This window comes from Halomonas maura (assembly GCF_030409305.1).
Classification (GTDB): domain Bacteria; phylum Pseudomonadota; class Gammaproteobacteria; order Pseudomonadales; family Halomonadaceae; genus Halomonas; species Halomonas maura.
Genome location: NZ_JAUFPQ010000017.1, coordinates 123465 through 147097 on the forward strand (window position 1 = coordinate 123465; position 23633 = coordinate 147097).

Consider the following 23633-nt stretch of genomic DNA (forward strand, 5'->3'; position numbering starts at 1 on the left):
CTACCCCGACTCGCCGGTACCAGGGCGGTGCCTGAGTCGGCATTCCATGCCGATCAGCGGCGGCTCATGCAGCCGCTCGACGAAGCCGAGGCGGCGATACAGGCGCACGGCCGGACTGTCGGCGAAGACCTTGAGCCGGAGCACCCGGCTGCCCTGGCGACGGGCGATCGACTCGGCCGCCTCGAGCGCCTGCGTCCCCAGGCCGCGCCCACGCCGCTCGGCCACCACCTGCAGGTCCTGCAGGAAACTCCGCTGCGCATGGCCGAAGAGCCGCAGATAGCCGACGGCCTCCCCCTCGCATCGCAGCAGATAGTTCTCCCCGGCCTCCCAGTCGGCGGCGAAGGCGGTCGGATCCCAGGACAGGCCGTGGCGCGCATAGGCCTCGCGCATATTGACCTGCACCAGGGCGGCGGCCCAGCCGCGGGCGCTCTCCGGCGCCGGCATCAGTGACAGCACGACGATTCACACCCTGGTCGTCGCCGTCAGCCGCTCGCCGACGCGCAGCGCCTGTCCGACGCCGTCGAGCGGGATGGCGTTCTGGCCGAAGAAGGCGCCCCGCCAGCCCGGCTGGGTGTCCATCTCCACCAGGGTCTTGAGCGGTTCCTTGGGCACTGGCGCCTCGCCGGTGAGCGGGTCCTGGGTGATGATCTTGCAGCGCTTGCAGGGCTTGCGCAGCCCCAGGCGGATCCCCGACTCGACGGCCAGCGCGTCCCAGTCGACCTCGGCGAAGGGCGCGCTGCCCTCGACCACGAGGTTGGGTCGGAAGCGGCTCATGGGCACGGCATCGACCCCCTTGGCGACGAGGCGCTCGTTCAACCGGTCGAGGGATGCCTGATGCGTCACCAGCAGTGGATAGCCGTCGGGGAAGGCGGTGTGGGCCGACTCGCCCCTCAGGTAGTCGGCCTCCACCTCGCGGCGATGATCCGGGGGGAAGCGCACCAGGCGCAGCCCGCCGCCCTCGACGCCGCCCAGCACCTCGGTGAGCCACTCGGCCGCCTCCGCGCCCTCGTCCAGGGCCTCGCAGGTGTCCTTCCAGATGCGCACGCGGAGCCGCGACTGCCCCGTCCGTGCCAGGGGGATGATCAGCGGTGCGGCCCGGGGATGATCCAGCACCAGCGCCTCGTCGGTCAGCCGCACGGCCACGCCCGCCATGGCCGGAAGCTCGCGCTGGGTGACGAAGCGATGGTCGTCGTCGACGAGCATCCAGTGGCGATCGTAGGCGAGCCCGCGGCGGGTGAGCGTCGCCGTCTGCAGGGCCATCCCCCGCAGCGACTTGACCGGATAGATGGTGAGCTGAGTGATGCGCATCCTTGCCTCCCTGGCGATGATGGAAGGCCTCACTCTAGCACCCGCAGGCCGGCGCGACGACGGCCTGGGCGAAGGCCGCGGGCCGGCCATAGTAGCGGCCATGATCCAGCACCCGGGTGTCACCGTCCTGCTCCAGCACCAGGGTGGGGAACCCGCTGGCACCGAGCTGCACCATGCGGCGACGGGTGGCGGCGATATGCGGCCACACCCGCCCGCGTGCCGCCGCGAGGGCACGGGTGAAGGCCGCCGGCGCAAGGCCCTGTGCCTCGGCCAGCTCGGTCAGCACCGCGGCATCCACCACCCGGCGCCCCTCCCGGTAATGTGCCCGCTGGATCGCCTCGAGCATGACCAGCGCCCTGTGGGGCGCCACTGCCTCCACGGCCAGGATGGCGGCGCTCGCCGCGGGTGAATCCAGCAGCGTGTCGCCGCGTTCCAGCAGGCCGTGGCGATAGGCGGCACCGAAGGGTTGGCCACTCAGCGCCGCGATGCGGGCATCGTTGGCGCGGACATGGCGGACCATCGCCTCGTCGAGGCGGCGGTTCTCGAAGAGGCCACCGCCGTGCAGCCGCACCTCCAGGTTCGGGGCCCGCTCGACCAGCGCGGCGACCAGGGGCGCGACGGCATAGCACCAGCCGCACAGCGGATCGTGGATATAGTGCAGCACCGGGCGCATGACGCTCACCTCAGTAGCCCACGGTGAAGCGACGACGCGAATGGGCGGGCCGCTCCAGCTCGTCGATCATGGCCACGGCATAGTCCTCCACCGAGACATGGCTGTCGCCGTTGGCGTCCACCAGCAGGCGGTCCTCGCCCAGGCGGAAATCGCCGGTGCGCTCCCCCGGGGCGATCAGCGCCGAGGGCGCCAGCATGGTCCAGTCCAGCTCGGGCTCGGCGCGCAACATCGCCAGTGCCCTGCGCGCCCCCTCGGCGGTGGCCCGGTACTCGGCGGGAAACTCGGGGGTGTCCAACAGTTGGATGCCGGGCGCCACCTCCAGGGCCCCGGCACCGCCGACCATCAGCAAGCGCGGGACACCCGCGGCCTTGATGGCCGTGAGGATGGCCTCCACACCGCGCTCGTAGTAGCCCAGCACGTCCGGCTGGGCATGGCCGCTGAAGGCGCTGATCACGGCCTCGTGACCGCGCAGTTGTGCCACGAGCCCCGCGGGATCGCGGACATCCGCCTTCACCGGCGTCAGTCGCTGCTGCGGGGACAGCCGTTCGGGGCGGGTGACCAGGGCGGTGACGGCATGGCCCCGCGCCAGGGCCTCGTTCAACAGGGCGGAACCGATGAAACCGCTGGCACCGATCAGGGCAAGCTTCATGATGCGTTCTCCGTTTTAAGGCGTGTCGGGATGGGCGCCATTATCGGAGTCCACATTGATCGTAAAAACAGCATAAACTCGATAACACTGTTATCGATATCGGAACAATACCATGAGCGTCGGCCTCGACCTGAACGATCTGGAAGCCTTCGTGACAGTCGCCGAGGCCGGCGGCTTCACCGCCGCCGCCGAGCGCCTGGGCACGGCCAAGTCGCGCATCAGTCAGCGTGTCGGCCGGCTCGAGGAAGCCCTCGGCGCGACGCTCTTCACCCGGACCACCCGGCGGGTCAGCCTCACGCCCGAAGGGGAGGCTCTGCGGGAGCGCTGCGCCCCGCTGCTCGCCGGCCTGACGGCGGCGCTCGAAGACGCCGGCCAGGAGGCCGCCGACCTTCGCGGGCCCCTGCGCATCGCCGCGCCCACGGAGCTGGCGGTGCAGTCCCTGGCGCCGCTGGTGCGTCGCTTCCTGGCCGCACACCCCGGCGTCCGGCTCGAGCTGCGCTCCAGCGACCGTATCCTCGACCCGGTGCAGGAAGGCATCGACCTGTCCTTCCGGCTGGGCTGGCTCAAGGACTCCACCCAGAAGGCGGTGAAGCTCAGGGACTTCGAACAGCTGGTGGTGGCCGCACCATCGTACCTGGCCCGGGCCGGCACCCCCAGGGTGCCAGCCGAGCTCGTCGACCACGACTGGCTGGCGCTGAGCCTGCTGCCGGCCCCGCTGACCTGGACCTTCAGGCATGTCGACGGCCGCCACGAGCGGGTGCAGATACCGAGCCGGCTCAGGACCGACGCCACGACCCTGCTGCGGACCCTGCTGCGAGAGGGGGGCGGGATCTCGGTATTGGATGAGCTCAGCGCCGCGCCGGAGCTGGCCGCGGGCACGCTGGTCAGGGTGCTGCCCGAGTGGCGGCTGCCGCGGGGCGGGCTCTATGCCGTCTACCCGCCCGGACGCTTCGCCTCGCCCCGGGCACGCGCCTTCGTGGACTTCTGCCGGGAGGCACTGGCGGGCTAGTAGCGGCCGTCAGGCGTCGAGGGCCCTGGCCACGGCGCTGGCGGCATGGATCGCCGTGGTGTCGTAGAGGGGCACACGGGTATCGGCCTGGCCCACCAGCAGGGCGATCTCGGTGCAGCCCAGGATCACCGCCTCGGCCCCCTGCTCGTGGAGCGAGTCGATGATCGCCAGGTACTCGGCCTTCGAGGACGCTTCGATGCGCCCGTGGCACAGTTCCTCGTAGATCACCCGGTGCACCGTCTCCCGCTCGCGGGCCTCCGGCACCCGCACCTCGATGCCGAAGCGCTCGGTCAGCCGCTCGCGATAGAAGGCCTGCTCCATGGTGAAGCGGGTGCCCAGCAGTCCCACCCGCCGAATACCATCCTCGCGCAATCGCTCGGCGGTGGCGTCGGCGATGTGCAGCAGCGGAATCTCGAGGGCCGCCTCGATCTCGGGCGCCACCTTGTGCATGGTGTTGGTGGCGATCAACAGGAAATCCGCCCCCGCCGCCTGCACGCATCGGGCCGCCTCGGCGAGCCGTTCGCCCGCCTCGGCCCAGCGGTCCTCGCGCTGCAGGGCCTCGATCTCGGCGAAATCGACGCTGTACAGCGCCACTCGGGCCGAGTGCAGCCCGCCCAGCTCGCGCTTCACGCCCTCGTTGAGGGCCCGGTAGTAGCTCTCCGTGGACTCCCAGCTCATGCCGCCGAGCAGGCCGATGGTCTTCATGATCCCTCCTGGATACCTGGGTGAGGCCGACCGCCACAACGACTCGGCCGGCCGGGATGGCGACCGTCAGCACCCCGTCGCGCTGATGGGCGAAGAGGTCGTAGGCCCCAGCGATGTCCTCCAGGGCATAATGCTGCCTGGCCAGGGGGAGGTCCAGCCGGCCGGTAGCGATCATGCCCGTCCGTGCCGCCCTGGCGCCCCTTCCCGCGGATGGAGGAAACGCCTACCCTGCCTAGACATCGCCGCCCCACCCGAGCTTCGCTCAAGGATCCCGAATGTCTCCGGCCGACACCCTGCGCCTGATCCTGCTCTCCTCGCTGTGGGGGATGTCGTTCATCTTCATGCGGGTGGCGGTGCCCGAGTTCGGCCCGGTGCCCTTGATTCTGGTGCGCATGGGCGTGGGGGCGCTGCTGATGCTGCCGCTGCTGCTGGGGCGGCACTACCTGCGGCAGGTCTGGGAGAACAAGGGCAAGCTGACGATCCTCGGTCTGGTCAACCACGTGCTGCCCTTCTCGCTGCTGGCACTCGCCACCACGCGGCTGGAGGCCGGCTTCACCTCGCTGATCAACGCCACCACGCCGCTGTTCACCGCCCTGCTGGGCGCGCTGTTCTTCGCCACGCCGGTGCACCGCCGCCAGTACCTGGGCCTGGCGCTGGCCTTCTTCGGTGTCTATGTGCTCTCCGCCGACCGGCTGGACTTCGCCCTGGGCGGCGACGGCTGGTTCATCCTCGCCGTGCTGGGCGCCACCTTCTGCTACGGCATCGCCACCAACTTCTCCAAGACCTACCTGCCCCACCTGCCGGTGCGGGTGCTGGCCGCCGGCAGTTGTGCCATGTCGGCGCTGATCCTGCTGCTGCCCGGCCTGTGGCTGTGGCCGGAGGCCCCCATCGGCGCCCTGGGCTGGGCCAACGGCCTGGCGCTGGCGGTATTCAGCACCACCGTGGCCTTCCTGCTCTATTTCGGACTGATCGCCAGCGCCGGAGCCACCGCCACCTCCACCGTCACCTTCCTGGTGCCGGTCAGCGCCCTGCTGTGGGGCTACCTGCTGCTCGACGAGACCCTGAGCCTGCAGGTGCTCGCCGGCATGGCCATCACCCTGGCCGGCACGGCCATCGCCACCCGCATGGTCCGGCTGCGCCGTCCCGGGTCGCACCGCGTTGAGCCTCCCGGCGGCGAGCCCCTAGACTGAAACCGAGTCGTCTCCGCTGGCCGCCGGGGCCTTGCCATGGCCATCGCCCGCTTCCGCTTCCATGACGAGCTGAACGATTTCCTGCCGCCGCAGCGGCGGGCGCGCGGCTTCGCCTACCCCTTCGATAGCCAGGCCGCCATCAAGGATGCCATCGAGGCCCTGGGCGTGCCCCACCCGGAGGTGGACATCATCCTGGTGGACGGCGCCTCATTGGGCTTCGACTACCGGCTGCGGGACGGCGACCGGGTGGACGTCTATCCCGCCGGCGCGGCGGTGCCGGCCGACGCCCTCCGGCACCTGATGCCCCCCTTGCCACACCCTCCGCGCTTCCTGCTCGACGTCCACCTGGGGCGCCTGGCCCGTTACCTGCGCCTGCTGGGCTTCGACTGCCGCTATCATCACCAGGCCGACGACGCCGCGCTCGCCGCCCGAGCCGAGCGGGAGGGCCGCATCCTGCTGACCCGGGATCGCAACCTGCTCAAGCGCAAGCGCGTCGCGCTCGGCCGTTGCGTGCGCGCCGGCGATCCCATCACCCAACTCGAGGAGGTCGCCCGGGCCTTCTCGCTGCTCGGCGAACTGGCGCCCTTCACCCGCTGCACCCGCTGCAACGGACGGCTCGTGACCGTGGACAAGGCCGCGGTCGACCACCGCCTCGAGCCGCTGACCCGACGCTACGTGGACGACTTCCTGCAGTGCGAGGCCTGTGGCCAGGTCTACTGGCACGGCAGCCATGTGGCCCACATGCAGGCGCTAGTGGAGCGGCTCAGGCGACGCCTTGAAATACCCGTCTCCCGACCACCACAGTAGGCAATAGCTCCGTCGCTCAGGGACAGGGCCCGGACATCCGTCACCCGATGGGACTCGCCAGAAGGATCGTCACCCTGGCTTGGGCCCCATCCCGCCAGCGCTTGCCCCGCCAAGCCAGGAGGCAGAGCAGATGAGCGATCGCGAGGACCACTATCCCACCCGGCTCACTACCCCCAGGGCCGCCCTTCCCCGCAACGAGCCGATCGTCCACGCCCGCAACCAATACCGCTGGGACGGCCCCCTGGACGAGGTGGCCCTGTCGCGCTATGAGCGCGACGGCTTCCTGTGGTTCAACGGCTTCTTCTCCCGGGACATCACCGAGCCCTTCTTCGAGGAACTGCGCGAGATGGCACGCGACGAGGCCCTGATGGACTCCGAGCGGGTCATCAAGGACCCCCACAGCGGCGCCATCCGCTCGGTGTTCGGCATGCACGAGCTCTCCGCGCGCTTCGATCGCCTGACCCGGGACCCGCGCATCCTCGGCATGGTGCGCCAGCTGCTCGGCAGCGAGGTCTATATCCATCAATCCCGCATCAACGACAAGTTCGGCTTCCAGGGCAGCGGTTTCGACTGGCACTCCGACTTCGAGACCTGGCACGCCGAGGACGGCATGCCGCGGATGCGGGCGGTGAGCGCCTCGCTGATGCTCACCAACAACAACGAGTTCAACGGGCCGCTGATGCTGATCCCCGGTTCCCACCGTCTCTTCGTGCCTTGCGTGGGGGAGACGCCGGCGATGAACTGGCAGGACTCCCTGAAGGCCCAGACGATCGGCGTGCCGGACGAGTCGGCTCTCGCCCGGCTGGCCGAGCATGGCGGTATCCAGGCCCCCAAGGGGCCGGCGGGCTCGCTGCTGCTGTTCGAGTGCAACACCCTGCATGCCTCGAACGAGAACATGTCGCCCTGGCCGCGCTCCAACCTGTTCTTCGTCTACAACAGCGTGGACAATCTCCTGGAGGAGCCCTTCGCAGCGCCCATGCGACGGCCCGAGTTCCTCGCCGCTCGGGAGACCACCGCGGCCCTGACCATGCACGACGCCTTCCCCGAACTGGCGGGACAGGGCGTCGCGCCCCTGCAATGAACCGGGCCCATAACGAGACCGGCCGTGGCGTCTTCGCCATGGCCGGTCGACTGTCCAGGGCGGGGCCGGGTCAGAAGTTCGGCTTGCGTTTCTCGACGAAGGCGCTCATGCCCTCCGTCTGCTCCTCGCCGGCGAAGCACAGCGCGAACAGGCTGGTCTCCAGCGCCAGGGCGCTGTCCAGGTCCTGGTCCATGCCATCGTGCACCGCCTGCTTGGCACCGCGCACCGATTGGGGGCCGTTGCCGCCCAGCTGCTTGGTCAGCTCGGCGACATAGTCCTCGAGCTCGGACTGGGGCATCACCCGGTTGACCAGGCCGATGCGCAGCGCCTCGTTGGCATCGATCTTGCGACCGGTGGTGACCAGGTCCAGGGCCATGGCCGGACCGACCCGGCGCGGCAGGCGCTGGGTGCCACCGAAGCCCGGGATCACCCCGAGCAGCACCTCGGGCTGGCCGAAGACGGCATTGTCGCTGGCCACCGCCCAGTCGCAGGCCAGGGCCAGCTCGCAGCCACCGCCCAGGCAGAAGCCGTTGACCAGGGCCACCACCGGCACCGGCAGGGTCTCCAGGCGCTTGATGGTGCGCAGCGCCTGGCCGGCGAAAGCGCGCGCCTGCTCGGGGGTCTTGTCCTTCATCTCGGCGATGTCGGCGCCGGCGACGAAGGACTTCTCCCCGGCGCCGGTGATCAGCACAGCCCGCAGGTCATCGCGGGCCTCCAGCTCGACCAGTGCCTTCTCGAGGCCGGCGATCACCTCGCTGTTCAGGGCGTTGAGCGCCTTGGGACGGTTGATGGTCAGGCGCACGACGCCGGCGTTGTCCTGCATCTCGATCAGCTGCTCGCTCATGGGATCTCCTGGGCTGGTGGTGGGACGGTCTACCGCCCCACCCTAGCGAACGCTTGGTTGGGCGGCAATCCTGTCTTTGGTCGGCCTCACACAATAGGCGTGGAAGCCGCGGCCACTGTTGCGGCCCAGGTAGCCGACAGGTTGGGCGGCAATGCTGTCTGTTGTCGGCCTCACGAATAGGTATGGAAGCCGCGGCCGCTCTTGCGGCCCAGGTAGCCGGCATCGACCATGCGCTTGAGCAGCGGGCAGGGCCGGTACTTGGGGTCGCCGAAGCCGTCCTGCAGCACTTTCATGATCGCCAGGCAGACATCGAGGCCGATCAGGTCGGCCAGGGCCAAGGGCCCCAGCGGATGGGCGGCGCCGAGCTTCATGGCCTCGTCCACCGCCTCGGGGGTGGCCGCCCCCTCCTGCACCAGGAAGGCCGCCTCGTTGATCATCGGCACCAGCAGGCGATTGACCGCGAACCCCGGGGAGTCGCCCACCGGCACGGCGGTCTTGCCCAGCGCCTCGGCCAGCGCCTCGATGCGCGCCACGGTGGCATCACTGGTCTGCTCGGCGCGGATCACCTCGACGAGCTTGAGCACCGGGACCGGGTTGAAGAAGTGCATGCCCACCACCCGCTCGGGACGCTCGCAGACGGCGGCGAGGCGGGTCAGCGACAGCGAGGAGGTGTTGGAGGCGAGGATGGCGTCGCCGGTCAGGTGGCTGAGGTCGCGGAACAGCTTCTCCTTCAGCGCCGGCTGCTCCGGCGCCGCCTCGATGATCACCTCGCAATCGGCCAGGGCATCCAGCGCCGTGCTGGTGGCAAGCCGCCCCAGGGCGGCGTCCTTGTCGGCCTCGGCCAGCTTGTCCTTGGCCACCAGCTTGCCCAGGCCCTGGTCGATGGCGCCACGGGCACGCTCGAGCTGGTCATCGGCCACGTCGTAGAGCTGGACCGGGAAGCCGCTGGTGACGAGTACCTGGGCGATGCCTTGTCCCATGGTCCCGGCGCCGACCACGCCGATCGGTTGTTGGCTCATTGCTGCACTCTCCTGTTCGGGTGAAGGAAGCGTGTGTCGCGTCCTGCAGGTTACCGGTTGCGCGCCACTTCGCGCAGCACGAACGCCTGGAACTGGCCGCTTGACGGCCCGGGCCGCTCGGTGACGCTCACCACCCTCGCTCGGGACGGTGCCAGACGGAAGGACCGCCGACCGGGGGACGGCCGGGGCTCAGAGGCTGGCCGGGTCGAGATCGGCCAGGCGCGCCATGCCGGCCTCGATCACCGCCAGCTGGGCGCGGCCCACGGGCAGCCAGTGACGCAGCGCGAAGTCGGCACTGGCCAGCTTGGCGCGATAGAAGGGCTCGGTGCTGCCATCGGCCAGGGAGGCCTCGGCCCTGAGGGCGGCGCGGCCCATCTGCCAGGCGCAGAGCACATGCCCGGTCAGCGTCAGCAAGGGCGTGGCATGGGCCTGCACGGCATCCGGGCCGAGCTCGGGGTCGCGACTCCACTCCAGCACCAGCGACGCGGCCAGGCGCAGGTCGGCGGCGCCGGCCGCCAGGCTCTCGCCGAGGCTGTGCAGGTCCTCGCTGATGGACAGCGCCCTGGCGGTGGCCTCCACCTCGTCGATCAGGCCGTCGAGGGCGGCGCCACCGTCCCGGGTCAGCTTGCGGCCGGCCAGGTCCAGGGCCTGGATGCCGTTGGTGCCCTCGTAGATGGGCGCGATGCGGGCATCGCGCAGCAGCTGGGCGGCGCCGGTCTCCTCCACGTAGCCCATGCCGCCGTGGACCTGCACCCCGAGGGAGGCGATGTCCACGGCCTGGTCGGTGGAGAAGGCCTTGACCACCGGGATCAGCAGATCGACCCGCGCCTGGGCGGCATGGCGCGCCTCGGCGTCCGCGGCATGGCGCGACACGTCCATCTGGGCGGCGCAGGTCAGCGCCAGGGCGCGCAGGGCATCGGTGCGGGCCCGCATGGACAGCAGCATGCGCTTGACGTCCAGGTGTTCGGCGATGGCGCATTCCTCGCCGCCACGAGACTGGGGACGGCGCCCCTGGGTGCGCTCCAGGGCATGGGCCAGGGCCTGCTGGCAGGCCCGCTCGGCCACGCCGATGCCCTGGATGCCGACCTTGTGGCGAGCCTCGTTCATCATGGTGAACATGTGGTTCAGGCCACGGCCGGGCTCGCCGATCAGGTAGCCGATGGCGCCGCCCTGCTCGCCGAAGCTCAGCGTGCAGGTCGGCGAGCCATGGATGCCGAGCTTGTGCTCGAGGGCGGCGCAGGTCACGTCGTTGCGCTCGCCGAGGGAGCCGTCGTCGTTGACCAGGAACTTGGGCACCAGGAACAGCGAGATGCCGCGGTTGCCCTCGGGGGCGTCCGGGGTCCTCGCCAGCACCAGGTGCAGGATGTTCTCGGCGCAGTCGTGCTCGCCCCAGGTGATATAGATCTTCTGGCCGGAGAGCCGGTAGTGGTCGCCTTCGGGCACCGCCCGGGTGCGCACCCGGGAGAGATCCGAGCCCGCCTGGGGCTCGGTGAGATTCATGGTGCCGGTCCAGCGGCCCTCGACCAGCGGCGCCAGGTAGCGGGCCTGCTGTGCCGCGCTGCCGTGATGGGCCAGGGCCTCGATGGCGCCGGCGGTGAGCATGGGACACAGGCCCAGCGCCATGTTGGCGCCATGCAGCATCTCCTGCACGGCGCTGGCCACCACCTCGGGCAGGCCCTGGCCGCCCAGCGCCTCGGCGACCCCGATGCCGTTCCAGCCGCCCTCGGCGTAGGCGCGATAGGCCTCGGCGAAGCCCTCAGGCACGCCGACGCCGCCGTCCTCGCGCCGGTGGCAGCCCTGGCGATCGCCGCTGGCATTGAGCGGCGCCCAGACCTCGCCGGCGAGCCGGGCGGCCTCCTCCAGCACCGCCTCGACCAGTTCGGGAGTGGCCTCCTCGAAGCCGGGCAGCGATAGCGAGTCGTGCTCGAGGAGTTCCTCGAGCACGAAGCGGACGTCGCGAACGGGAGCAGCGAAGGGAGTCATGACGGCACCTCAGGAAAAATGATACCGGCGATAGTAGATTCACTACTACCCGCTAACCATTGGGCCTAGGTCGCATGCCGTCTCACGACCGCGAGGCGCCGGCCATGCCCTCCTGCCCCGGCGCCCCGACCTCGGACGGGGTCGCCCCGTCGTCAGCGTAGTAGACGATATGCGCCTCGTCGGGGGGCGGCGGCCCCACCAGGGGCTCGGCCACCTCCACGTCGGGCACGGCCCCGGACAGGTCTTCCACATGCTCGTGCTCCAGGGCCCCCTGCACCCACTCCTCGGTCACCGACAGCTCGGCCCCCGCGGCACTCAGCGGCGTGGTGGGCGAGAACGGCGCCACCGGTACCGGCGCCGGCCGCACGCTGCGCCGCCAGCCGAAGAAGCCGACCAGGATCAGGCCCAGGGCGCCGAGCGACCAGAACAGGCCGGCATCGCCGACCACGGCCATCACCGGGGTGATGACCGGCGGACTCAGCGTCGAGCCGATGGCGTTGATCAGCAGCAGGCCCTGGCTCATGCGCACCAGGGCGCCGGCGGGGGCACGGTCGGCGGCATGGCCGACCGAGACCGGGTACAGGGAGAAGACCCCGCCGCCGAGCAGGAACAGCAGCGCGGCCAGCCCCCAGGGCGGCAGCGGCAGCCAGAGGATGCCGGCGGAGATCATGGCGCAGAAGGCGCCGATCAGGATCAGCACCATCTGGCGGTCGTGACGGTCCGACCAGCGCCCCACCGGGTACTGCAACAGCATGGCGCCGAGGACCATGACCGCCATCAACTGGCCGACCCGGTCGACCGCGAAGCCGACCCGCTGCAGGTAGAGCGGCAGCAGGGTGTAGACCGCCGCCACGGCCAGTCCCGAGCCGAAGCTGCCCACCACGCCGGTGGGCGTCAGGGTGATCAGGCGCAGCGGCGAGAGCGGCTCGGCCCTCTCGAGCAGCGGGGTGACCCGCGGGATCATGGCCATGGGCAGCACCGACAGCGAGGCCAGCAGGCCGATCACCATGAAGGGTGCCGTGGGGCCCATGGACTGGGTGACGCCCAGCAGCAGCTGACCGAGCACCCCGGCGGCATAGATGGCGATCATGTACAGCGCCAACAGCCGCCCCCGCACCTGGGCGTCGCCGGCGGCCAGCAGCCAGCTCTCGATGACCAGGAAGACGCCCACCGTGGCCCAGCCACCGATCAGGCGCAGCGCGAACCAGGCGACAGGCTCGAAGAACAGCCCCTGCAGCAGTACCGTGACCGCCACCAGGGAGGCGAAGCTGCCGTAGGCACGGATATGGCCGATCGCCAGCAGCAGGCGGTCGTTGAACATCGCGCCCAGCGCCAGGCCGATGAAGTAGGCGGACGACACCCAGCCGATCACCACCGGCGATTCGCCGGCGGCATCGAGGCGCAGGGTGATCAACGTGGCCAGAAAGCCATTGCCGATCCCCAGAATGAACAGCCCCAGCAGGGGTGCCAGGGCCATGAGCAGCAACTGCCGGGACATGGGCGGGAGCCTCGAGACGGACGGTATGACGGGCGCCGCCGCAGCCGCGCAGGAAGACGCTATGGGGCTCGAATATACGCCCGGCGCCGGTTGCCGCCAATCCCCTTCGCCCCCCTGAGCCGAGGTTTTTTCCTTTCGATAACGGTAGGTTATCGAAAGGGAGTCGGTCACCGACGCTGCAGCAATACGACGTCGCGGGCGGGAAAGTGCACGCGCATGTCGAGGCGCCTGGCGAGCCAGGTGAAGCTAGCCTCGCTGAAGAAGCACACATGGGTGGGGTCGAGGATGTAGTGCCAGCCGGCGAAGGCCTCGGGGGAGGCGACCCGCTTGGTCATCAGGCCCAGCCAGCCCCCCGGCGCCAGGCGCCCGGCCAGCCGCTCGAGCTCGCGGCCGGGGGCGAAGAGGTGCTCGACCACCTCGCTGGCGGTGACGAAGTCGTAGGTCCGCTCCAGCACCGCCGGGTCGGGCGCATAGAAGGGATCATAGATGGCCATGGGATGGCCGGCTTCCTCGAACATCACCGAGAGGGTGGGCCCGGGGCCGGCCCCGAAATCGAGCCCTCGGGCCCCGGGGGCCAGCCGGGCGGCCAGGGGCTCGAAGAGTCGCGACAGGAAGCGTCGATAGCCGGCATCGGCCGGAGAATTCTGGTGCCGGTCGTAGACCGCCTTCTCGTCGTCCGGCGCCAGGCGCTGGTGGGCGGGCACGAAGATCAGCGCGCATTCCCGGCAGGCCAGGTAGTCACGCCGCGCATCGCGGTGATAGGGGGCGGTCTGGGGGGAAGCACATAGCGGACAGGTCGGCATCATCGTATTCTCTGAACCAGATCACTCTTCCAAGGAGACATGCATGCTGTCAGGTCTGGACCACCTGGTCATCACCGTGACCGATATCTCCCGCGCCGTGGACTTCTACACCCGGGTGCTGGGCCTCGACGTGCGCTACCGGGACCAGGAGCGCGTCGACCTGATGCTGGGCGACATGGCCCTGCGCCTGCACTGGACCGCCACCGACATTCAGCCGCGGGCCGCCACGCCGACGCCGGGCAGCCTGGACCTGTGCCTGCGCAGCCTGCTGCCCCTCGCCGAGGTCCGCCGGCACCTGGAGGCGCTGTCCGTCGAGGTGGAGCTGGGGCCGGTGACCCGCCAGGGGGCCAACGGCGAGCTCGAGTCCCTCTACCTGCGTGACCCGGACGGCAACCTGCTGGAGATCAGTCGCCCCCTGCGCTGACCCGGCCGCCTCGGTGGCATCATGGCCCTCAGCGGGTATCATGGGGCGAGCCGCTGTCCCGCTCCATCACCCTCAAGGACGACCGATGAACGAGAACCAGACCGCCCATCGCGATCCCGTGGTCGCCGAGTCCGCCCCGTCGCCCGACACCACCATGGCCATGGTGATCTATGCCCTCTACCTGGCCAGCTTCGTGGTGGGCTTCACCTCCCTGGTGGGCGTGGTGATCGCCTACGTCTACCGCGGCAAGGGCCCGGCGTGGCTGGATGAGCACTACCGCTACCAGATCCGCACCTTCTGGATCGGCCTGCTCTACGGGACCGTCGCCGGCCTGCTCACGTTGATCGTGATCGGCTTCCCGCTGCTGATCGCCCTGGCCGTGTGGCTGATCATCCGCTGCGTCAAGGGCTTCAAGGGCCTGCAGGAGAAGCGCGCGCCGGACAATCCGGACACCTGGCTGGTCTGAGGCCATGGCAGCAGCGCAGACCAACGCCGGCCGCCACCAGGCCCGCGCCGTCGCCACCCTGTGGCGCTGGCTGTCCGCCTGGCGGCCGACCCCGCTGTGGCGGCTGGCCCGCCTCGCCGGCCCTCTCGTCCAGGCCGCCAGCCCCCGGGAGCGACGGGTCACCCGGATCAACCTGGCCCAGGCCTACCCGGCACTCGGCGAGGCCGACCGCCGTCGCCTGGCCCGGGACAGCCTGACCCACTCCAGCGCCACCATGCTCGAGCTGGGCTTCGCCTGGATGGGCGATCCGCAACGGGTGGCGGCCTCGATCCTCGAGGTCCATGGCCGCGAGTTGCTCGACGAGGCACGCGCCGAGGGCCGCGGGGTGATCGTGCTGGCCCCGCATTTCGGCAACTGGGAGATCCTCAACTTCTGGCTGTCGGGCCACTTTCCGTTCACCGCCATGTACGAGCCACCCAAGCTCGCGGCCCTGGACCCGGTGACCCGCCAGGGCCGCGAACGCCAGGGCGCCCGCCTGGTGCCCACCAATCCTCGTGGCGTGGCGGCCCTGCTCAAGGCGCTCAAGCGCTGCGAGGCGGTAGGCATCCTCCCCGACCAGGAGCCGGACTGGGGCAGCGGGGTCTTCGCGCCCTTCTTCGGTCGCCCGGCCTACACCGCCACCCTGCTGCCCAAGCTGGTCGCGCGCACCGAGGCCCGGGTGGTCACCGGCATCGCCCGGCGCCTCCCCGGGCGCGGCTTCGCCCTGCACTTCCTGGCCGCCGACGCGCGGGTCTACGACGCCGACGAGGCGAGCTCCGCCGCCGGCGTCAACGCCAGTGTGGAGGCGGCCATCGCCCTGGACCCGGCCCAGTACCAGTGGGAATACAAGCGCTATCGCAAGGTCCCCGAGCGCGAGGCGGGGCGCGCCGACTGGAAGCGCTTCCGCCTCTACTGAGGCCCGCCGCCCCGGCGTAGCACAGGTCTCGCCGGGGCTGGTATTGCCGACCCAAGCTGCTAGACTGGCCCCACTCGCTTGACGGGGTGCCGGTGGAACCGGCTGAGATGGCGCAGGCTCGTGCTCGATACCAGAGAGCCCAGCGCTGATCCCGTGGAACCTGATCCGGGTGGGTGCGTGGCCATGGGCCCGCACGTGAACCGGCGTAGGGAATCAGGCGGTGGGCCCGGCACGCCCCCTTTCCGTCCGGCCCTCCTCCCGTCTCCCGCTGCGCCCGCCCCCGGATCCCGACCGCACCGGAGGCACGATGGGCTACCGCTTCAGCGACCTGACCGACGCCTGCCAGACTGACTGGCGCGCCTACCTCGAGCACGACTTCGTGCGTGCGCTGGGCGCCGGCTCCCTCGACGAGGGCGCCTTCCGCCACTACCTGCAGCAGGACTACCTGTTCCTGGTGCACTTCTCCCGGGCCTACGCCCTGGCCGCCTACAAGAGCCACACCCTGGCCGAGCTGCGCCACGCCTTCGAGGGCCTGAAGACCATCCTCGACGTGGAACTCGACCTGCATGTCGGCTACTGCCGCGAGTGGGGCATCGGAGAGGACGACCTGGCGGCGCTGCCCGAGGCAAGGGCCACCCTCGCCTATACCCGCTACGTGCTCGACACCGGCAGCCGCGGCGACCTGCTCGACCTGCACGTGGCGCTGGCCCCCTGCCTGATCGGCTACGGCGAGATCGCGGCCTGGCTGAACGCCCAGCCCTTCACGGTGCGCGGCGCGGCCAACCCCTTTGAGGCCTGGATCGCCATGTACGAGGGCGACGCCTTCCAGGCCGCCATGCACGACGAGCGGGCCTGGCTCGACGCCCGGCTGGCCGAGGTCACGCCGGAGCGCTTCGCGCGCCTGGCGACCATCTTCCGCGATGCCACGCGGCTCGAGATCGACTTCTGGCAGATGGGCCTGGATCGCGCGGACTGAGAATGTTTCCCGCGCAAGAGCCGAGCTTGCCCGGCGACAAGCCTCTGCGAGGGCGCTGTGAACCCTTCCATGGGCGCTACTGTTGCCATCCATGGCAAAAGACCCTCGCTCCGCCTTGTCCCCGGCGCTCGACTCGGTTTGGCTCCACCCATCGATATATCCGCATGCCGCTCCTGGTCAGATCGGCATGTCGACCCGGCGATGCTCTGCCATCGCTCGACCACGACGCTTGACGGGGTGCCGTTGATGACGGCTGAGATCATGCGGCGCGAGGCGCCCGAGCATGGATCCCGTTGAACCTGAACTGGCTAATGCCCTGATGTTGCTGCACCAGGGAGGGTACCAGCGTAGGGATCAAGCGACGCCCCGGCCCGGCCGGACGCCGCCCCGCCTACGTCTCCTCCCGATGACAACCACAACCGTGATGGACCCCAAGGAGACTCCCATGGCCAAGACCGATCACTTCCTCGCCGAGAGCGCCCGCGTCGACGAGGCCGCCATCCAGCCGCTGCCCGGCTCGTGCAAGGTCTACGTCGAAGGCTCGCGCCCCGACATCCGCGTGCCCTTCCGCGAGATCGCCCTGTCGCCGACCAAGACCTCCGGGGCCGACGAGGCCAACCCGCCGCTGCTGGTCTATGACACCTCCGGCCCCTACACCGACCCCGAGGCCGAGATCGACCTGCGCCGCGGCCTGCCCGAGCTGCGCCGCGGCTGGATCGAGGAGCGTGGCGACACCGAGTTCCTCGACGGTCCCACCTCCGAGTACGGCCGCCGCCGCGCCAACGATCCCATGCTCGCCCCGCTGCGCTTCGACCTGACCCGCTCTCCAAGGCGCGCGAAGGCCGGCCGCAACGTCACCCAGCTGCACTACGCGCGCCAGGGCATCGTCACCCCGGAGATGGAGTTCATCGCCATCCGCGAGAACCAGCGTCGCCAGGCGCTCGGCAGCGAGGAGGTCGAGCGCATCCTCGGCCACCAGCATGCGGGCCAGGGCTTCGGCGCCCGCCTGCCCGAGGAGATCACCCCGGAATTCGTGCGCGACGAGGTGGCCGCCGGCCGGGCCATCATCCCCTGCAACATCAACCACCCGGAATCCGAGCCGATGATCATCGGCCGCAACTTCCTGGTGAAGATCAACGGCAACCTCGGCAACTCGGCGGTGACCTCCTCCATCGAGGACGAGGTCGACAAGATGACCTGGGGCATCCGCTGGGGCTCGGACACCGTCATGGACCTCTCCACCGGGGCCAACATCCACGAGACCCGGGAATGGATCATCCGCAACGCCCCGGTGCCGATCGGCACCGTGCCCATCTACCAGGCGCTCGAGAAGGTCAACGGCGTCGCCGAGGACCTCACCTGGGAGGTCTTCCGCGACACCCTGATCGAGCAGGCCGAGCAGGGCGTGGACTACTTCACCATCCATGCCGGCGTGCTGCTGCGCTATGTGCCGCTGACCGCCAAGCGGGTCACCGGCATCGTCTCCCGGGGCGGCTCGATCATGGCCAAGTGGTGCCTCTACCACCACCAGGAGAGCTTCCTCTACACCCACTTCGAGGAAATCTGCGAGATCTGCAAGCGCTATGATGTCGCCTTCTCGCTGGGTGACGGCCTGCGCCCGGGCTCGGTGGCGGACGCCAACGACGAGGCCCAGTTCGCCGAGCTGGAAACCCTGGGCGAGCTGACCCGCATCGCCTGGCAGCACGACGTCCAGGTGATGATCGAGGGGCCCGGCCATGTGCCCATGCACCTGATCAAGGAGAACATGGACAAGCAGCTCCGCGAGTGCGACGAGGCGCCCTTCTACACCCTCGGGCCGCTGACCACCGACATCGCCCCGGGCTATGACCACATCACCTCCGGCATCGGCGCGGCGATGATCGGCTGGTACGGCTGCGCCATGCTCTGCTACGTGACGCCCAAGGAGCACCTGGGCCTGCCCAACAAGGACGACGTCAAGACCGGCATCATCACCTACAAGATCGCCGCCCACGCCGCCGACTTGGCCAAGGGCCATCCCGCCGCCCAGCGCCGCGACAACGCGCTGTCCAAGGCGCGCTTCGAGTTCCGCTGGGAAGACCAGTTCAATCTGGGCCTGGACCCGGACACCGCCCGGGAGTACCACGACGAGACCCTGCCCAAGGACTCCGCCAAGGTGGCCCACTTCTGCTCCATGTGCGGGCCGAAGTTCTGCTCGATGAAGATCAGCCAGGAGGTCCGCGACTATGCTCGGGACAGGGGCCTCGAGGGTGACCAGGCGGCCGTGATGCAGGGCATGGAGGAGCAGGCCGAGAAATTCCGCCAGACCGGTGCCGAACTCTACAAGGAGGTGTGAAGCGCGGCGGCGGGGCCCACCCGCCGCCGGTACCGCCGTGCGGCCGCTGGCACGTCCCCTGCATGGTCAGGGAAAGTGGACCACACGGCGGTACCCCCATGCCCCAAGCCGACTCGCGCTCGACCCCGCTCGACCCCGCCCACTTCCGTGAGCGGGCCCACCGTCACCTGAGCCAGCTCTACGGCCCGCGCGCCGACGAGGTGCTGCGCCGCCTGCTCACCCTCCTGGCGCACCAGGCCCCATCGCTGCACCCCGAGGGGGAATTCCCCCAGGGCACCACGCCCGAGGCCCGCCCGCTGTGGAGCGAGCGCGACCAGTGGCTGATCACCTACGGCGACAGCCTGGTCGACGGCGAGGGCGCGCCCCTCGACGTGCTCGACGACTTCCTGGCGAGCCGCCTCGCCGATACCTTCAGCGGGGTCCACCTGCTGCCCTTCTTTCCCTGGAGCAGCGACGACGGCTTCTCGGTCATCCACTACCGGGAGGTCGACCCGGCCCTCGGCGACTGGCACCAGGTGCGCCGCCTGGCCGAGCGCTTCGACCTGATGGTCGACCTGGTGCTCAACCACGTCTCGCGGGAATCGCTGTGGTTCGTCGACTACCTCGCCGGCAGCCAGCCGGGCCGCGACTACTTCATCGAGATGGCACCGGACACCGACCTCTCCGCGGTGGTGCGCCCGCGCAGCTCGCCGCTGCTGGTCAAGGTGCCCACCCGGCGCGGCCCCCGCCACCTGTGGGCGACCTTCTCCGAGGACCAGATCGACCTGAACTTCGCCAACCCGGACGTGCTGCTGGAGTTCGTGGGCATCCTGCTCTTCTACCTGTCCCAGGGGGCCCGGGTGATCCGCCTGGACGCCATCGCCTACCTGTGGAAGGAGGTCGGCACGCCCTGCATCCACCTCCCCCAGACCCACGAGGTGGTGCGCCTGCTGCGGGCCATCGTCGATCACGTGGCGCCGGGGACGCTGATCCTGACCGAGACCAACGTCCCCCACCGGGAGAACCTCAGCTACTTCGGTCTGGAACGGCTTCCGGACGGGGGACTCGAGGGGCTCGACGCGGCCGGCGCCGAGCCCGGGGCGACTCCCGACGAGGCTCACCTGGTCTACCAGTTCCCGCTGCCGCCGCTGCTGCTGCATACCCTGACCAGCGGCGAGGCGGGCACCCTGGCCGCCTGGCTGAAGAGCCTGCCGGCGCTGCCGCCGGGCTGCGGCTTCCTCAACTTCACCGCCAGCCACGACGGCATCGGCGTGCGCCCCCTGGAGGGCTGGCTGCCGGCCCACGAGATCGAGGCGCTGATGGAGCTGATGCACCGCTTCGGCGGCTTCGTCAGCATGCGCACCCGGGACGACGGCCAGGACAGCCCCTACGAGATCAACATCACCTGGTTCGACGCCATGAAGGGCACGCGCCGCGGTCCGGATCCCCGGCAGGTGCCGCGCTTCCTGTGCAGCCAGCAGCTGATGCTGGGCCTAAGGGGCATCCCCGCGCTCTACCTGCACGTGTTGACCGGGACCCTGAACGACCGGGAGGGCGTGGAGCGCAGCGGGCGGCTGCGTTCCATCAATCGCCGCCGCTGGCAGCGCGAGGAGCTCGACCTGCTGCTGGATAGCCCCGGCACCCCGACCCGCGACGTCTTCGCGGCCCTGACCCGCCTGCTGGAGGCGCGCCGCGGCGAGCCCTGCTTCCACCCCGATGCCCCCCAGCGCGTGTGGGAGACGCTGCCGTCGCTGCTGGTCTTCGAGCGGGGGCCGCTGGACGACGGCCGGCGCCTGCTGGCGGTGCACAACGTCACCGACACGCCTCAGCCGCTGCCCCTGGACGCCCTGGCCGGCGAGAGCTGGAACGACCGCCTGACCGGCGACCCCAGGACGCCCGGCGACAGCCTGCCGCCCTACGGCGCCCTGTGGCTGGTCAACCGGCCGCTCGACTAGCGGCCGGTGTTGTCCCGCTCCACGACCTCCGCCATGCGCGCCGGGAGGTCCGGAATGGCGGCGCGGACACGGTTCCAGCTGGGGATGAAGGGCCGCTCGCCGGGGTTGTCGAGGAAGACGCTGCCGGCCTCCAGCAGGTTGGTGGCGAACAGCTCCACCGCCTGCTCCTCGCTGTGGCGATCCAGGCTCAGGCCGTTCATCAGCGCATCGTGGTCGTAGGCCTCGATCAGGTCCAGCGCCAGCCGGTAGTAGGTGGCCTTGAGGGTGCGGAAGCCCTCGGCGCTGAAGGTCACGCCCTGGGTGGCCAGCTTGCGGTAGAGCGCCTTGGCGATGTCGAGGCTCATGCGGTTGAGCCCGCCGGAGGCGTCCTGCTCGGAGACCGGCTGGTGCTTGTGGTCGTAGGCATCGGCGAGATCCACCTGGCACAGGCGCTTGGTGGAATAGTTGCGGTGCACCTCGGAGAGCACCCCGATCTCCAGCCCCCAGTCGGCGGGAATGCGGATGCCGTCGAGCACCTCGCTGCGCATGGCGAACTCCCCGGACAGCGGATAGCGGTAGCTGTCCAGGTACTCCAGGTAGGGCAGCGGGCCGTGGATCTGCTTGAGGGCCCGCAGCAGGGGCGTGACCATCAGCCGCGACACTCGGCCGTTGAGCCGGCCGTCGGCGATGCGCGGGTAGTAGCCCTTGCAGAACTCGTAGTTGAAGTAGGGATGCGCCACCGGGTAGAAGAGCCGGGCCAGCAGGCTGCGGTCATAGGTGAGGATGTCGCAGTCGTGCAGCGCCACCACCTCGCTGCGCCCGGAGGCCTGCACGTAACCGGCACAGTACCAGACGTTGCGGCCCTTGCCCGGCTGCTGGGGCGCCAGCCCCTGGGCCTCCAGCTCGGTATCCAGGGCGCTCAGCCCGGGCCCGTCGTTCCACAGGATGCGATGGTGCTGGGGCAGCCGGGAGAAGAAGTGCCGGGCGTGCTGGAACTGCTCCCGGTCGGCCCGGTCGAGGCCGATCACCACCTCCGACAGGTAGGGCACCCGGGCGAGTTCCTCGACGATGTTGGCCAGCGCCGGTCCCTCCAGCTCGGAGAACAGCGACGGCAGGATCAGGCTCATGGGCCGCTTCCTCGAGAACTGCACCAGCTCGGCCTCGAGGGCGTCCAGGGGCCGGCGGGTGAGGTTGTGGAAGTCGGTGATGATGCCGTTCTGATGGAAGTCGCTCATGCCAGGTCCCTCCCCGGGGTGGACGGTTCGTCGGGGGTCGGCCGCGGCCGGTGCCCGGCTTGTCCCCACCAGTGGTCCACCCCCTCGACCCAGCCGGCGGGCCCGCTGGCCCGGCTGCGATAGAGCGCCGGCTGCCGCGGGCTGACCTCGAGGCCATGGCAGCCGAGGATCACCACCGCCTGGTCCACCGCCTCGAGCATGGCGATGTCGTTGGGGCCGTCGCCCAGCGCCAGGGTCAGGGGACGCACGCCGCGCAGCGCCTCGAGGCGCTCCACCAGCCAGCTCACGGCACTGCCCTTGTCGGCCTCCCCGGTGACATGCCAGAAGCGCCCGCCCCGCACCAGGCGCAGGCCGTCCCCGGCCAGCCCATCGCGGAACGCGGCCAGGCGTTCGTCGCTGTCCTCCCAGATCAAGGGCTCGCTGCCCTCGCGCATCCTGGCCAGCCGCGCCTCGTGCTCGCCCAAGCCGGTGAAGGCGACCAGGGCGTCGAGCGCCATCTCGCTCATCGCCGTGAAGCGTATGCCCAGCCGATCCCGCCACACCGCCAGGCGCTGGCGGATGAAGCCGATATCGACCCCCAGGGTGCGGATCACCAGGCCGTCGGGCCCCGGCGTGCGTTCCAGCCGGGCATGGCACCAGGCGGGGGGCAGGCCGACCACCGCCCCGTTCTCGGCGACGAAGGGCGACGCCGTCAGTCCCAGGGTCTGGCGCAGCGGCAGCAGCTCGCTGCGGGTCTTGCTGGTCACCGGGATGACCGGTATCCCGAGCGTCGCCAGGCGTTCCAGCCAGGGGGCGGCCGGCGACCAGTCGTAGCTCTGGTGGTCGAGCAGGGAGCCGTCGAGATCGGTGAAGAGCAGTCGCGAGGACGGCGCCTCATCGGGGAACATCCAGTCGCAGGGCATGGCATCACCTCGTGTGTCCCGGTTACGGGCAATGCCTTGCACGGCACGTGCCAGGTTGGCCACAAGCCCCCGCCGTTGCGCTGCCAATGGTCGCCAGAGGCGGGGGCGGGCCCCTGCCATCCCTGTGGACGGCCTCACGCGCCCGGCTGCGCACCAAAAGAGGGCAAGATGCGTCGCACGTCCTGGCGCCCTGCCCCGCCATGACGCGCGACGCCCCCGCCGTGACCGGCGGGGGCGTCGTGTTGGTGCGTCCTGGGGTGCGGATCGCGATCAGAAGTGGTAGGTGGCCCCGACGCTGACCGCATCGAAGTCGAAGCGCGCCTCCTCCAGATAGCGCATGTAATCGGCGTCCACCGAGAGATTGGGCATCACCGCGTAGCTGGCCCCCCCGCCATAGGAGAGATCGCTCTCGGCGTCGTCGTCGCCGTCGAGCTCCACCTCGGTGGCGCCCAGCAGGCCGAAGATCCGCAGCTGCGGCGTGACCGGCAGCATGCCCTTGGCATAGCCGCCGGCCAGGTAGTCGAGGTCCACCGGGCCGTCGGAGCCGCCGGTGCCGAGATGGCCCTCGAGGGCGAAGTAGTCGTTGAAGGCCACCCCGGCCCGCAGCCGCAGCCCGGTGCTGTCGAAGTCCCCGCCCCGGCCCTCGGGATCCAGTTGCCAGAACAGCGCGTCGGCGCCGACATAGGGGCTCGGCTGGTACATCATCGGCCTGCCCTGGGCCTGGGCGGCCGTCGCGGCGAACAGGCAGGCCGCGGCCACCACGGGAATCGCCAATCTGGTCATGATTCTCCTCCCGTCGGGAAACCCTGTTTCCCCGCACTCATGACAGTCTGGTACAAGGCGGGGTAACCCGCCATGCTGCCTTGATCGATATCAGGG

General features: G+C 70.2%; 23 protein-coding genes and 1 riboswitch. Of the genes, 10 read left to right on the top strand and 13 right to left on the bottom strand.

The features are described from left to right. The 4 genes from QWY76_RS10630 to QWY76_RS10645 are packed head-to-tail and all read right to left on the bottom strand — an operon-like array spanning position 1 to position 2630. On the bottom strand, positions 1-456 hold the full coding sequence (locus QWY76_RS10630) for a GNAT family N-acetyltransferase (protein WP_290311161.1): 456 nt from the start codon (positions 454-456) through the stop codon (positions 1-3). A gap of 6 nt (positions 457-462) precedes the next feature. After that, positions 463-1308, bottom strand: a complete 846-nt coding sequence (locus QWY76_RS10635) for an MOSC domain-containing protein (RefSeq protein WP_290311162.1) — start codon at positions 1306-1308, stop codon at positions 463-465. Between the two features lie 34 nt (positions 1309-1342). Next, complete coding sequence (locus tag QWY76_RS10640; RefSeq protein WP_290311163.1) at positions 1343-1981, bottom strand: DsbA family protein; 639 nt, start codon at positions 1979-1981, stop codon at positions 1343-1345. Between the two features lie 10 nt (positions 1982-1991). Further along, positions 1992-2630, bottom strand: a complete 639-nt coding sequence (locus tag QWY76_RS10645; RefSeq protein WP_290311164.1) for an NAD(P)-dependent oxidoreductase — start codon at positions 2628-2630, stop codon at positions 1992-1994. 112 nt (positions 2631-2742) lie between these two features. On the opposite strand from QWY76_RS10645, the gene QWY76_RS10650 reads away from it, so the two are divergent. Continuing rightward, positions 2743-3639: a LysR family transcriptional regulator gene (locus tag QWY76_RS10650; protein WP_290311165.1), complete on the top strand. Its 897-nt coding sequence runs from the start codon at positions 2743-2745 to the stop codon at positions 3637-3639. Between the two features lie 9 nt (positions 3640-3648). On the opposite strand, the gene QWY76_RS10655 is transcribed toward QWY76_RS10650, so the two are convergent. After that, positions 3649-4344: an aspartate/glutamate racemase family protein gene (locus QWY76_RS10655; protein WP_290311166.1), complete on the bottom strand. Its 696-nt coding sequence runs from the start codon at positions 4342-4344 to the stop codon at positions 3649-3651. Positions 4345-4619: 275 nt separating this feature from the next. On the opposite strand from QWY76_RS10655, the gene QWY76_RS10660 reads away from it, so the two are divergent. From QWY76_RS10660 to thpD, 3 genes are all read left to right on the top strand, one after another. Next, on the top strand, positions 4620-5534 hold the full coding sequence (locus QWY76_RS10660; RefSeq protein ID WP_290311167.1) for a DMT family transporter: 915 nt from the start codon (positions 4620-4622) through the stop codon (positions 5532-5534). Between the two features lie 36 nt (positions 5535-5570). Next, positions 5571-6341 (top strand): Mut7-C RNAse domain-containing protein, encoded by a 771-nt coding sequence (locus QWY76_RS10665; RefSeq protein ID WP_290311168.1) that lies wholly within the window; start codon positions 5571-5573, stop codon positions 6339-6341. Between the two features lie 130 nt (positions 6342-6471). Next, entirely contained in the window at positions 6472-7422 is a 951-nt protein-coding gene (gene thpD / locus QWY76_RS10670; protein WP_290311170.1) for an ectoine hydroxylase, read from the top strand. Between the two features lie 70 nt (positions 7423-7492). Here thpD and QWY76_RS10675 read toward each other — a convergent pair whose 3' ends face one another. The 5 genes from QWY76_RS10675 to QWY76_RS10695 all read right to left on the bottom strand — a co-directional run bounded on the left by QWY76_RS10675 (position 7493) and on the right by QWY76_RS10695 (position 13572). Further along, the gene (locus tag QWY76_RS10675) at positions 7493-8266 is read right to left on the bottom strand and encodes an enoyl-CoA hydratase-related protein (protein ID WP_290311172.1); all 774 of its coding nucleotides are present in this window, start codon (positions 8264-8266) and stop codon (positions 7493-7495) included. A 170-nt stretch (positions 8267-8436) separates the two neighbouring features. Continuing rightward, a complete protein-coding gene (locus QWY76_RS10680) occupies positions 8437-9285 on the bottom strand; it encodes a 3-hydroxyacyl-CoA dehydrogenase NAD-binding domain-containing protein (RefSeq protein ID WP_290311173.1) in 849 nt (282 codons plus the stop codon). Between the two features lie 189 nt (positions 9286-9474). Then, the gene (locus QWY76_RS10685) at positions 9475-11268 is read right to left on the bottom strand and encodes an acyl-CoA dehydrogenase (RefSeq protein WP_290311174.1); all 1794 of its coding nucleotides are present in this window, start codon (positions 11266-11268) and stop codon (positions 9475-9477) included. An 82-nt stretch (positions 11269-11350) separates the two neighbouring features. Further along, the gene (locus tag QWY76_RS10690) at positions 11351-12766 is read right to left on the bottom strand and encodes an MFS transporter (protein WP_290311175.1); all 1416 of its coding nucleotides are present in this window, start codon (positions 12764-12766) and stop codon (positions 11351-11353) included. Positions 12767-12933: 167 nt separating this feature from the next. After that, the gene (locus QWY76_RS10695) at positions 12934-13572 is read right to left on the bottom strand and encodes a class I SAM-dependent methyltransferase (protein WP_290311176.1); all 639 of its coding nucleotides are present in this window, start codon (positions 13570-13572) and stop codon (positions 12934-12936) included. Between the two features lie 40 nt (positions 13573-13612). On the opposite strand from QWY76_RS10695, the gene QWY76_RS10700 reads away from it, so the two are divergent. From QWY76_RS10700 to QWY76_RS10725, 6 genes are all read left to right on the top strand, one after another. Continuing rightward, entirely contained in the window at positions 13613-13993 is a 381-nt protein-coding gene (locus tag QWY76_RS10700; RefSeq protein WP_290311177.1) for a VOC family protein, read from the top strand. A gap of 85 nt (positions 13994-14078) precedes the next feature. Then, positions 14079-14459: a DUF4870 family protein gene (locus QWY76_RS10705; RefSeq protein ID WP_290311178.1), complete on the top strand. Its 381-nt coding sequence runs from the start codon at positions 14079-14081 to the stop codon at positions 14457-14459. Positions 14460-14463: 4 nt separating this feature from the next. After that, positions 14464-15393 carry a lysophospholipid acyltransferase family protein gene (locus tag QWY76_RS10710; protein ID WP_290311179.1) on the top strand — a complete coding sequence of 310 codons (930 nt, stop codon included), beginning with the start codon at positions 14464-14466 and terminating at the stop codon, positions 15391-15393. A 307-nt stretch (positions 15394-15700) separates the two neighbouring features. Then, positions 15701-16369 carry a thiaminase II gene (gene tenA, locus QWY76_RS10715; RefSeq protein WP_290311180.1) on the top strand — a complete coding sequence of 223 codons (669 nt, stop codon included), beginning with the start codon at positions 15701-15703 and terminating at the stop codon, positions 16367-16369. Positions 16370-16592: 223 nt separating this feature from the next. After that, positions 16593-16740: riboswitch (TPP riboswitch) on the top strand. Positions 16741-16814: 74 nt separating this feature from the next. Then, positions 16815-18704 carry a phosphomethylpyrimidine synthase ThiC gene (gene thiC / locus QWY76_RS10720; RefSeq protein ID WP_290311181.1) on the top strand — a complete coding sequence of 630 codons (1890 nt, stop codon included), beginning with the start codon at positions 16815-16817 and terminating at the stop codon, positions 18702-18704. Between the two features lie 98 nt (positions 18705-18802). Beyond that, positions 18803-20638, top strand: coding sequence for an alpha-amylase family glycosyl hydrolase (locus QWY76_RS10725; protein ID WP_290311182.1), 1836 nt, complete (start codon positions 18803-18805; stop codon positions 20636-20638). Here QWY76_RS10725 and QWY76_RS10730 read toward each other — a convergent pair. The 3 genes from QWY76_RS10730 to QWY76_RS10740 all read right to left on the bottom strand — a co-directional run bounded on the left by QWY76_RS10730 (position 20635) and on the right by QWY76_RS10740 (position 23537). After that, a complete protein-coding gene (locus tag QWY76_RS10730; protein WP_290311183.1) occupies positions 20635-21852 on the bottom strand; it encodes a glycosyltransferase family protein in 1218 nt (405 codons plus the stop codon). The genes QWY76_RS10725 and QWY76_RS10730 overlap by 4 nt on opposite strands. Next, positions 21849-22754 (bottom strand): HAD-IIB family hydrolase, encoded by a 906-nt coding sequence (locus tag QWY76_RS10735; RefSeq protein ID WP_290311184.1) that lies wholly within the window; start codon positions 22752-22754, stop codon positions 21849-21851. Before QWY76_RS10735 ends, QWY76_RS10730 begins: the two co-directional genes overlap by 4 nt. Positions 22755-23024: 270 nt before the next feature. Beyond that, positions 23025-23537: an outer membrane beta-barrel protein gene (locus QWY76_RS10740; protein WP_290311185.1), complete on the bottom strand. Its 513-nt coding sequence runs from the start codon at positions 23535-23537 to the stop codon at positions 23025-23027. Positions 23538-23633 lie beyond the last annotated feature (96 nt).

What these genes read in the sequence shown, in the direction of transcription:
- QWY76_RS10635 (WP_290311162.1), bottom strand. Translation starts at nt 1,308, where the DNA reads ATGCGCATCACTCAGCTCACCATCTATCCGGTCAAGTCGCTGCGGGGG.
- QWY76_RS10640 (WP_290311163.1), bottom strand. Translation starts at nt 1,981, where the DNA reads ATGCGCCCGGTGCTGCACTATATCCACGATCCGCTGTGCGGCTGGTGC.
- QWY76_RS10645 (WP_290311164.1), bottom strand. Translation starts at nt 2,630, where the DNA reads ATGAAGCTTGCCCTGATCGGTGCCAGCGGTTTCATCGGTTCCGCCCTG.
- QWY76_RS10650 (WP_290311165.1), top strand. Translation starts at nt 2,743, where the DNA reads ATGAGCGTCGGCCTCGACCTGAACGATCTGGAAGCCTTCGTGACAGTC.
- QWY76_RS10655 (WP_290311166.1), bottom strand. Translation starts at nt 4,344, where the DNA reads ATGAAGACCATCGGCCTGCTCGGCGGCATGAGCTGGGAGTCCACGGAG.
- QWY76_RS10660 (WP_290311167.1), top strand. Translation starts at nt 4,620, where the DNA reads ATGTCTCCGGCCGACACCCTGCGCCTGATCCTGCTCTCCTCGCTGTGG.
- QWY76_RS10665 (WP_290311168.1), top strand. Translation starts at nt 5,571, where the DNA reads ATGGCCATCGCCCGCTTCCGCTTCCATGACGAGCTGAACGATTTCCTG.
- thpD (WP_290311170.1), top strand. Translation starts at nt 6,472, where the DNA reads ATGAGCGATCGCGAGGACCACTATCCCACCCGGCTCACTACCCCCAGG.
- QWY76_RS10675 (WP_290311172.1), bottom strand. Translation starts at nt 8,266, where the DNA reads ATGAGCGAGCAGCTGATCGAGATGCAGGACAACGCCGGCGTCGTGCGC.
- QWY76_RS10680 (WP_290311173.1), bottom strand. Translation starts at nt 9,285, where the DNA reads ATGAGCCAACAACCGATCGGCGTGGTCGGCGCCGGGACCATGGGACAA.
- QWY76_RS10685 (WP_290311174.1), bottom strand. Translation starts at nt 11,268, where the DNA reads ATGACTCCCTTCGCTGCTCCCGTTCGCGACGTCCGCTTCGTGCTCGAG.
- QWY76_RS10690 (WP_290311175.1), bottom strand. Translation starts at nt 12,766, where the DNA reads ATGTCCCGGCAGTTGCTGCTCATGGCCCTGGCACCCCTGCTGGGGCTG.
- QWY76_RS10695 (WP_290311176.1), bottom strand. Translation starts at nt 13,572, where the DNA reads ATGATGCCGACCTGTCCGCTATGTGCTTCCCCCCAGACCGCCCCCTAT.
- QWY76_RS10700 (WP_290311177.1), top strand. Translation starts at nt 13,613, where the DNA reads ATGCTGTCAGGTCTGGACCACCTGGTCATCACCGTGACCGATATCTCC.
- QWY76_RS10705 (WP_290311178.1), top strand. Translation starts at nt 14,079, where the DNA reads ATGAACGAGAACCAGACCGCCCATCGCGATCCCGTGGTCGCCGAGTCC.
- QWY76_RS10710 (WP_290311179.1), top strand. Translation starts at nt 14,464, where the DNA reads ATGGCAGCAGCGCAGACCAACGCCGGCCGCCACCAGGCCCGCGCCGTC.
- tenA (WP_290311180.1), top strand. Translation starts at nt 15,701, where the DNA reads ATGGGCTACCGCTTCAGCGACCTGACCGACGCCTGCCAGACTGACTGG.
- thiC (WP_290311181.1), top strand. Translation starts at nt 16,815, where the DNA reads ATGGCCAAGACCGATCACTTCCTCGCCGAGAGCGCCCGCGTCGACGAG.
- QWY76_RS10725 (WP_290311182.1), top strand. Translation starts at nt 18,803, where the DNA reads ATGCCCCAAGCCGACTCGCGCTCGACCCCGCTCGACCCCGCCCACTTC.
- QWY76_RS10730 (WP_290311183.1), bottom strand. Translation starts at nt 21,852, where the DNA reads ATGAGCGACTTCCATCAGAACGGCATCATCACCGACTTCCACAACCTC.
- QWY76_RS10735 (WP_290311184.1), bottom strand. Translation starts at nt 22,754, where the DNA reads ATGCCCTGCGACTGGATGTTCCCCGATGAGGCGCCGTCCTCGCGACTG.
- QWY76_RS10740 (WP_290311185.1), bottom strand. Translation starts at nt 23,537, where the DNA reads ATGACCAGATTGGCGATTCCCGTGGTGGCCGCGGCCTGCCTGTTCGCC.